Below are 7,863 nucleotides of genomic sequence, written 5' to 3'. Positions count from 1 at the left end.
CGGACACCACGGCTTCCGAGTAACAATGCAAACCCCGCGTCGCTACGCTCCGATGGGTGGCAGCTTTGCTCCGGTCCGGGTGGCAGCCTTCAAATGGAATGGGTGGCAGACTTCAGCGGTATACGCAGCCAGGCGATTAACCCTTACAGCTATGTCTTGAACAATCCCTTAAGTGGCGTGGACCCTACAGGCTATGTGAAGGAAGACATTGAGAAAAAGGTAGTTCGTGTAGAAAAAACCGGCTCGCGTATACAGCGGGAAGTCACTGTCACAACGTCGACCACCCAAACTGATAATGGCACTTCAACTACTATTCACCTTGATGGTGGCTTGGCTAGCGAACAACAGGCCGTAAGCAATGGCATCACTGGAGCAGCCCAGTCAGCTGGGTTCAATGAAGTGGCCGGCACAGACATACCTGGAGGTGCGGTTGGTGGACAGAGGTCTAGAGAAAATATGACTTCTGATGCATCACCCAGTCCTTCTTATAACGTGGACAAAACTAACGTTAGCCCTTCTTCTAACTCCCTTTTGGAGGGTGAGGGACGTAGTCAAGTTGAAGCGGCATCGGCTGGATTCGCTACGGCCGGAGTAATTGCTGACGGAATCATCGACGCTAAACCTGGCAGAGTTGGCATAACTTCCAAAATGCGTGTTTCATACTCCCCAATGGGGACATTCAAAGGGAATCAGCATGTAGTAATGCGTGATATGGCCAAGGGAGCAAATGCCGCAAAACTCTTTGGCCTGACTCCTGCCGCGCTTTCTGTTGATGCTCTAATTATTCTTGATAACTACTTATCCGGGGGCACGTTTAACAGAATGCTCTTTGATGTCGGAGCGGTTGGTGTTGGCGTACGATTTCCCCTTGTAGGGGCAACACAGGCAATAACTCCCTATATCGGTCCGAGAATGTTGGATGCTGCAATTAAGATCGGACCTCAACCGACGATATCTCCTGCACAACGGTACGATAATCTCCGAGAGGCGATTGACTACATGTATCAATGAAAGAGTCCAGAATGTTGATGTCACCCTACAAAATGCTTTTTTTCAGCTACCACGAGTTTGCGTCTGGCAAGTGGGGTGGTAGGAGGACGAGTCCTCACATATGGGCAATCTCGTACATATGTTTTGTTTCGACATTCCTATTCATGTCATTAGAGCTAGAGATGCAAAGGCATGGTTATTCTATAATTTCGGCACTACAGGGTCTCGATTGGGTTCCAGGGGTGATAAAGATAACTTGGCCTGCATTTTTGATTGCTGCTCTGAACTTCTCCTACTTCTTATTTAGTGGGAAATGGAAATCAATATTGAGGGATTTTTCTGCGAAGAGTGCTCGCGAGCAGATGAGTTCACATTGCTTTTCGTTGATAGTTACGACTCTAGTATTTTCAATTTTCCTACTTGAGGCATGGGCCTACGACAACGCTCGAATCCCGGTATGAATCGCCGGCAGGCCAAATGTGTCGGAGGAGAAATGCTGGGATCCTCGCTTACTCGGGCAATCCCTGTTTTTTAGGGAACATCCAGTGCTGATATCTTAATCATAATGACACCCGTTCAGGTGAACGGTCAACTTTACGATTTGTCTATGGGGCGATTGGTTCTGTGGAAGCAGGACACCTAAATTTAGTTGGCCGCTGAGCAGTACAAGAGGCCCGCATTGAGGACCAAGCTGCTGGAATAAACCTCTGGTTTATTGATCCGATTTAGTACTCCTCGCCTACATACCAACTCTTGAGCTCAGGCCTCCAACCGCATACTCACAATGGTTTTCTGGCGCGTCGTGGGCGGGCGCGCTGGAGCGTTAGCCGATCCAGTACATCGGTTGGTAGCTGTGTCAGAGCTTTGGTCAGCAGTACCTTTATTTCATCAACGAATAAGTAACGTGGAATAAACTCAAACACCCGGGTGCGCCCTACTTTGCGACTGACCAGCAGGCCGTCGCGCTCCATGCGCAACAGATGGTTCTGGACGGTACTGACATCCAGCGACCAGCATGTGGCAATTTCCCGCGGGTGACCGCTCCCTCGTGCGGTCAGGAACAGGAGTACCCGCTCAGCTCCTTCACTTCCGACTATGGCCTCTATCACGACGCCACTTAATGACCGATATTTTCGGCCATATTACCGACATATTCGGTCGTTGGAAGGAGTGCGTGCCTGAACTTCGGTCTGTTCCGATAGCCCTAAAGCATCATCGACTTCGACGCGGCGACAGGCCTGCTAGCCCTTCAGTTTTTGCAGGATACTGGAAAAATCGAGGCTGCCATTGCCGGCCTGCTGGTGCTCGCTGTACAGGGTACGCGCCAGTTGCCCCATGGGATTCTCGAACTCGCACTGTTCGGCAATGTCCAGGGCCAGGCCGAGGTCCTTCACCATCAGGTCAACCATGAAACCCGGCTTGTAGTCCTTGCTGGCCGGGGCGCTTTCCATCACTCCCGGGTAGGGGTTGTAGACCTCCAGGGACCAGTTGCGACCGGAGCTGGCGAGCATGATTTCCGACAGCACTTTCGGGTCGAGGCCGTTGCGCGCCCCCATCTCCAGCGCCTCGCAGGTGCCGATCATGTGGATGGCCAGCAGCATGTTGTTGCAGCCCTTGGCCACCTGGCCGGCGCCGGCGGGGCCGGCGTGGAAGATGTTCCTGCCCATGTCGGCGAGGATGGCCTGCGCTTTCGGGAATACCGCTTCCGGCCCGCCGCACATAAAGGCCAGTGTGCCCGCCGCGGCCGCAGCCACCCCACCGGATACCGGTGAGTCCATGAAACCGATGCCGGCAGCCTGCGCCGCCTCGCCGACTTCGCGGGCGGTGGCGGCATCAATGGTGGAGCAGTCCAGTACGGTGGTACTGGCGTTGAGCTGCGCCAACAGACCCTCGGCGCCGAGATAGAGACCGGCCACGTGCTTGCCGGCCGGCAGCATGCTGATGACATAGTCCACGCCCTGCGCCGCCTCGCGGGCGCTGCCCGCCACGCTGGCACCGGCATCGGCCAGTACCTTGCAGGCGTCGGCCGACAGGTCGAACACGGTAACGCGGTGGCCCGCCTTCAGCAGGTTGGCGGCCATCGGCCCGCCCATATTACCGAGGCCAATGAATGCGACATTTGCCATGACTTGTTTCCTTCAGCGAATTACAGGTTGGCCAGGGGATTGGCATCCCAGGGGGCACGAAAAAATCCGTCCAGCACTTCATCCGGCACAGCGCGCGAATGTTCGAACTGCCAGGCGGGATTGCGATCCTTGTCGATCAGCAGGGCGCGCACGCCTTCGGCAAACTCGGGATAGCGCACCACGTTGGTGGCGAGCTGGATCTCGGCCTGGAACACCTCTTTCAGCGAGGCGTGACGGGTCTCCCACAACTGCCGGTCAATCCACAGCGCCGCCAGCTTGGAACCGTGAGCCAGGCTGTCGCGGGCGCGGGCCAGCCAGGGGTCGTCGGTCTGCTGGCCGATGATGTTATCGATCACTTCGTGCACGCTGTCGCCGTCACAGAGGCGGTTGATGGTAGCCATGTGCGGCTCCACCTGGGCCGCGGGCACGCTGCCCAGGCTGCGCTCGGCAAAGGGACGGAGGCAGTGCCGCACCAGGGCATGGTTTTCCGCGGGGTCGAGGGTCCAGCCCTGTTGCAGTAGGGACTCCAGCACCGCGCCCTTGTGCTCACTGGCGATAAAGCGATCCGCCAGCCCGGTGTAGATGGCATCGGCGGCGTTGATGGACGCACCCGTCAGGGCCAGGAAGCGACCCGCCTGGCCCGGCATGTGGTTGAGGAACCAGCTGCCGCCGACATCGGGGAACAGGGCGATGGTCACCTCGGGCATGGCGATACGGGTGGCTTCCGTCACAATCCGGTGATTGCAGCCAGCCATCACGCCGAGGCCGCCGCCCATCACAATACCGTGCCCCCAGCACACAATCGGCTTGGCATAGGTGTGCAGGGTGTAGTTCATACGGTACTCGCGGGCGAAAAAATTCTCCGCGTAGTCGCAGGGGCCACCGGGCTGCTCTACCGCCGAGCGATGCAGGGCCTGCACGTCGCCGCCGGCACAAAAGGCCTTCTCGCCGCTGCCCTCGATAAACACCGCGGCGATGTCGTCATCCGTCGCCCAGGCATCCAGTTGCGCCTGTAGCAGGTCGACCATGTCCAGGGTGAGGGAATTCAGGGTGCCGGGCACATTCAGTGTCACCCGGCCGATACGGCCCGCCTTTGCGGGCACTTCATCAAACAGTACGGCTGCGTCACTCATAAGCTGTCCTTAGCGGTTTTTCCACTCGGCTTTGCGTTTTTCCAGGAAGGCGTTGACGCCCTCGCGCTGGTCCTCGGTGGAGAACAGCTCCACGAACAGTTCGCGTTCCCCGGCCAGACCATCGCCGATGGCCTTGTCGCGGGCGCTGTGGATCAGGGTCTTGCAGCGGCCGATGGAGGACGGGCTCTGCTCGCCCACCTGCTCCGCCAGCGCCAGGGCTTTTTCCAGCGCCTCGCCCTTGCCGACCACTTCTTCCACCAGGCCGATCTTTTCGGCAGTGGCGGCATTGATGCGTTCGCCGCAGAGAATCATGCGCTTGGCCCAACCTTCGCCCACCAGCCAGGACAGGCGCTGGGTGCCACCGGCACAGGGCAGCAGGCCGACCTTCGCTTCCGGCAGCGCCATCTGCGCCTGCTCTTCGGCAATACGAATGTCGCAGGCCAGGGCAACTTCCAGGCCGCCGCCCATGGCGAAACCATTGATCGCGGCTATGGAGACACCGCGGAAGTCCGCCAGGGTTTCGAAGGCCTCGCCAAAGTAGCGCGCCATTTCATCGGCTTTCGCCGGGTCGCCATCGGCGAAAATTTTCAGGTCGGCGCCGGCGGAGAAGAACTTTTCACCGGCACCGGTCAGCACCAGGGCGTAGATATCAGCCTCGCCGTTGAGCTTTTCCACCAGCGCCTTGAGGGCCGGTAGGCTCTCGGTGTCCCAGGTGTTGGCGGCGGGGTTATCGACCGTCACCAATGCCGTGTGACCGCGAAGTTCCACCTTGATTTTGTCCGAAGTGCTCAAGCTCATTTAATAACCTCCAGTGCGCCTTCCATTAACAGTTTGCGCGAGATGATCACGCGCATGATTTCGTTGGTGCCTTCCAGTATCTGGTGCACCCGGGTGTCGCGGACGTGCCGCTCCATCGGGTACTCGCGGATATAACCATAGCCTCCCAGCAGTTGCAGGGCATCGTTGCAGATAGCGAAGCCGGCATCGGTGGCGAAGCGTTTGGCCATGGCGCAGTAGGTGGAGGCCTGGCTGTCGCCGCTGTCGAGTTTGAAGGCCGCCAGTCGCACCATCTGCCGCGCCGCCACCAGCTCGGTGAGCATGTCGGCCAGCTTGAACTGGGTGTTCTGGAAGGCGGCGATTTCACTGCCGAACTGCTTGCGCTCCTGCACATAGGCGGCGGCCTCTTCCAGCGCCTGCTGGGCAGTGCCCACGCTGCAGGTGGCGATATTGATGCGACCGCCGTCCAGCCCTTCCATCGCGATGGCAAAGCCCTGGCCTTCGGCGCCGAGGCGGTTGCCCACCGGCACCCGCACGTTGTCGAAACTGATCATGCGGGTGGGCTGGGCGTTCCAGCCCATCTTTTCTTCCTTCTTGCCGTAGCTCACGCCCTCGGCATCCGCCGGAATCAGCAGGGTGCTGATGCCCTTCGGCCCGGCGTCGCCGGTGCGCAGCATCACCACCAGGGCGTCGGTCTCGCCGGCGCCGGAAATGAACACCTTGCTGCCGTTGACCACGTAATCATCGCCGTCGCGGGTCGCGGTGGTGCGCAGTGACGCGGCATCGGAGCCGGCGCCCGGCTCGGTCAGGCAGTAAGACGCCAGCTTCGCGCCCGTTACCAGGTCCGGGCACCAGGCATCGATCAGGGCCGGGCTACCGTACTTGCCGATCATGCTGGTGGCCATGTTGTGGATGGTGAGGAAGGCGGCGGTGGTGGTGCAGCCCTTCGCCAGCTCCTCCACGATCAGGCTGGCGTCGAGCCGCCCCATGCCGAGGCCGCCGGCATCCTCGGGCGTGTACATGCCCATAAAGCCGAGTTCACCGGCCTGGGCAAGGATATCCTTGGGGAAGTGCGATGTTGCATCCCACTCCGCCGCCATCGGCGCCAGAGCGCCCTCGCTGAAGGCGCGGGCGCTCTCTACAAAGGCCTTCTGGTCGTCGCTCAGGGAAAAGTCCAAGGTCGGGGACCTCCATTTATTGTTGACGGGCACCCTGCAGGATGGCAGCGGCATGGGCCGGATGAATCCGGCCCTTCAGGGGGCCGATTTGCCACGCTGTAGGGTTGAATTTATTCGACCAACGCGGTGACCAACCGCATGGCCGATGCCCTAGCGCAGGTTGATACTCATATTCGGCTGCTTCGAGGTGGTCGCCTCCGAATGCGTCCAGCGCGCGGTGATGGTCTTGGTCTCGGTGTAGAAACGCACCGCCTGCTTGCCGTAGGCGTGCAGGTCACCGCGGAAGGAACCGCGCCAGCCGGTGAAAGAGAAGAAGGGCAGCGGCACCGGAATCGGGATGTTGATGCCCACCTGGCCCACCAGGATCTCGTGCTGGTACTTGCGCGCCGCACCGCCGGAATTGGTGAAGATGGAGGTGCCGTTACCGTAGGGGCAGTTGTTGATCAGCTCAATGGCCTCTTCCAGGGTATCGACGGTGATGCAGCACAGCACCGGGCCGAAAATCTCTTCGTTGTAGATGGCCATCTCGGTGGTGACGTCAGTGAACAGGGTGGGGCCGACCCAGTTGCCGTCGGGCAGGCCGTCCACCACGCAGTTGCTGCCGTCCAGCAGACAGGTGGCGCCTTCATCTTTGCCTTTCTGGATCAGGCCCAGCACTTTTTCATAGGCCGGGCGGGAAATGATCGGGCCGTAACTGGCGCCGGCGTCGTTCCAGGCGCCGGGGCGGGCAGTGGCCATGCGCTCGCTGAGATCGCCGATCCACTCTTTGGATTCGCCCACGAACACCGCCACGGAAATCGCCATGCAGCGCTGGCCGGCGGCGCCCACGGAAGCGCCCACCAGGGCATTGAGCGTGGCATTCCTGTCGGCATCGGGCATCACCACCATGTGGTTCTTGGCGCCCATCATGCACTGCACGCGCTTGCCGGCGTCGGTACCGGTGCGGTAGATGTGGTCACCCACCCGGGAGGAGCCGACGAAGGAGATGGCCTGAATGTCCTTGTGGGTGAGAATCTGGTTCACCACATCGGCGCCGCCGTGCACCATGTTCAGCACGCCTTTGGGGGCACCGGCCTCGATGAACAGCTCCACCAGGCGCACCGGGGTCAGCGGGTCCTGTTCGGAGGGCTTGAGCACGAAGGTATTGCCGGCGGCGATGGCCAGCGGGTACATCCACAGGGGAATCATGGCCGGGAAGTTGAACGGCGTGATGCCGGCACAGACACCGATGGGCTGGATGTAGCTGTAGGTGTCGATGCCGTTGGCCACATTTTCGACCGTCTCGCCCATCATGTTGGCACCGATGTTGGCGGCCTGCTCGACCACCTCGATACCACGCCACACGTCGCCCTTGGCATCTTCGAAGGTCTTGCCAGTGTCCTGGGACAGCAGCTCGCCCAACTCATCGTGGTGCTCTTTCAGCAGCGCCACGTAGCGCATCATCAGGCGCCCGCGCTCGGCCACCGGCACATTGCGCCAGGTCTTGAAGGCTTCACTGGCGCTGGCGATGGCGGCTTCCACTTCGGCCTCGGTGGCCATGGGGACCTCGGCCAGCAGCTGCTGGTTGGCCGGGTTGGTAACCGGCAGCTTGTTGCTGCTGCCGCTGGTGACAAATTCACCGTTGATGAACAGGGGGACCTGGCGTGTCATGTTTGCGTA

The 7,863-nt window shown here is 60.1% G+C and carries 6 protein-coding genes; 1 reads left to right on the top strand and 5 read right to left on the bottom strand.

The window, feature by feature from the left end:
• The coding region (locus FVW59_RS09590) for an RHS repeat-associated core domain-containing protein (RefSeq protein WP_222711458.1) at positions 1–1,011 on the top strand (1,011 nt) is incomplete at its 5' end.
• A gap of 1,220 nt (positions 1,012–2,231) precedes the next feature.
• On the opposite strand, the gene mmsB is transcribed toward FVW59_RS09590, so the two are convergent.
• The 5 genes from mmsB to FVW59_RS09560 all read right to left on the bottom strand — a co-directional run bounded on the left by mmsB (position 2,232) and on the right by FVW59_RS09560 (position 7,854).
• A complete protein-coding gene (gene mmsB, locus FVW59_RS09580) occupies positions 2,232–3,116 on the bottom strand; it encodes a 3-hydroxyisobutyrate dehydrogenase (protein ID WP_148064020.1) in 885 nt (294 codons plus the stop codon).
• Positions 3,117–3,136: 20 nt separating this feature from the next.
• Positions 3,137–4,249, bottom strand: a complete 1,113-nt coding sequence (locus FVW59_RS09575; protein WP_148064019.1) for an enoyl-CoA hydratase/isomerase family protein — start codon at positions 4,247–4,249, stop codon at positions 3,137–3,139.
• Positions 4,250–4,258: 9 nt separating this feature from the next.
• Positions 4,259–5,047: an enoyl-CoA hydratase gene (locus tag FVW59_RS09570; protein WP_148064018.1), complete on the bottom strand. Its 789-nt coding sequence runs from the start codon at positions 5,045–5,047 to the stop codon at positions 4,259–4,261.
• Positions 5,044–6,204, bottom strand: coding sequence for an acyl-CoA dehydrogenase family protein (locus FVW59_RS09565; protein ID WP_148064017.1), 1,161 nt, complete (start codon positions 6,202–6,204; stop codon positions 5,044–5,046). The genes FVW59_RS09570 and FVW59_RS09565 overlap by 4 nt, the downstream gene beginning before the upstream one ends.
• 150 nt (positions 6,205–6,354) lie before the next feature.
• A complete protein-coding gene (locus FVW59_RS09560; RefSeq protein WP_148064016.1) occupies positions 6,355–7,854 on the bottom strand; it encodes a CoA-acylating methylmalonate-semialdehyde dehydrogenase in 1,500 nt (499 codons plus the stop codon).
• Positions 7,855–7,863: the final 9 nt, after the last annotated feature.

It is taken from the genome of Parahaliea aestuarii (assembly GCF_008064635.1).
GTDB lineage: Bacteria > Pseudomonadota > Gammaproteobacteria > Pseudomonadales > Halieaceae > Parahaliea > Parahaliea aestuarii.
This window is presented reverse-complemented; position numbering and strand designations above follow the sequence as displayed.

Coding starts and splice junctions, on each gene's coding strand:
- mmsB (WP_148064020.1), bottom strand. CDS start 3,116: ATGGCAAATGTCGCATTCATTGGCCTCGGTAATATGGGCGGGCCGATG.
- FVW59_RS09575 (WP_148064019.1), bottom strand. CDS start 4,249: ATGAGTGACGCAGCCGTACTGTTTGATGAAGTGCCCGCAAAGGCGGGC.
- FVW59_RS09570 (WP_148064018.1), bottom strand. CDS start 5,047: ATGAGCTTGAGCACTTCGGACAAAATCAAGGTGGAACTTCGCGGTCAC.
- FVW59_RS09560 (WP_148064016.1), bottom strand. CDS start 7,854: ATGACACGCCAGGTCCCCCTGTTCATCAACGGTGAATTTGTCACCAGC.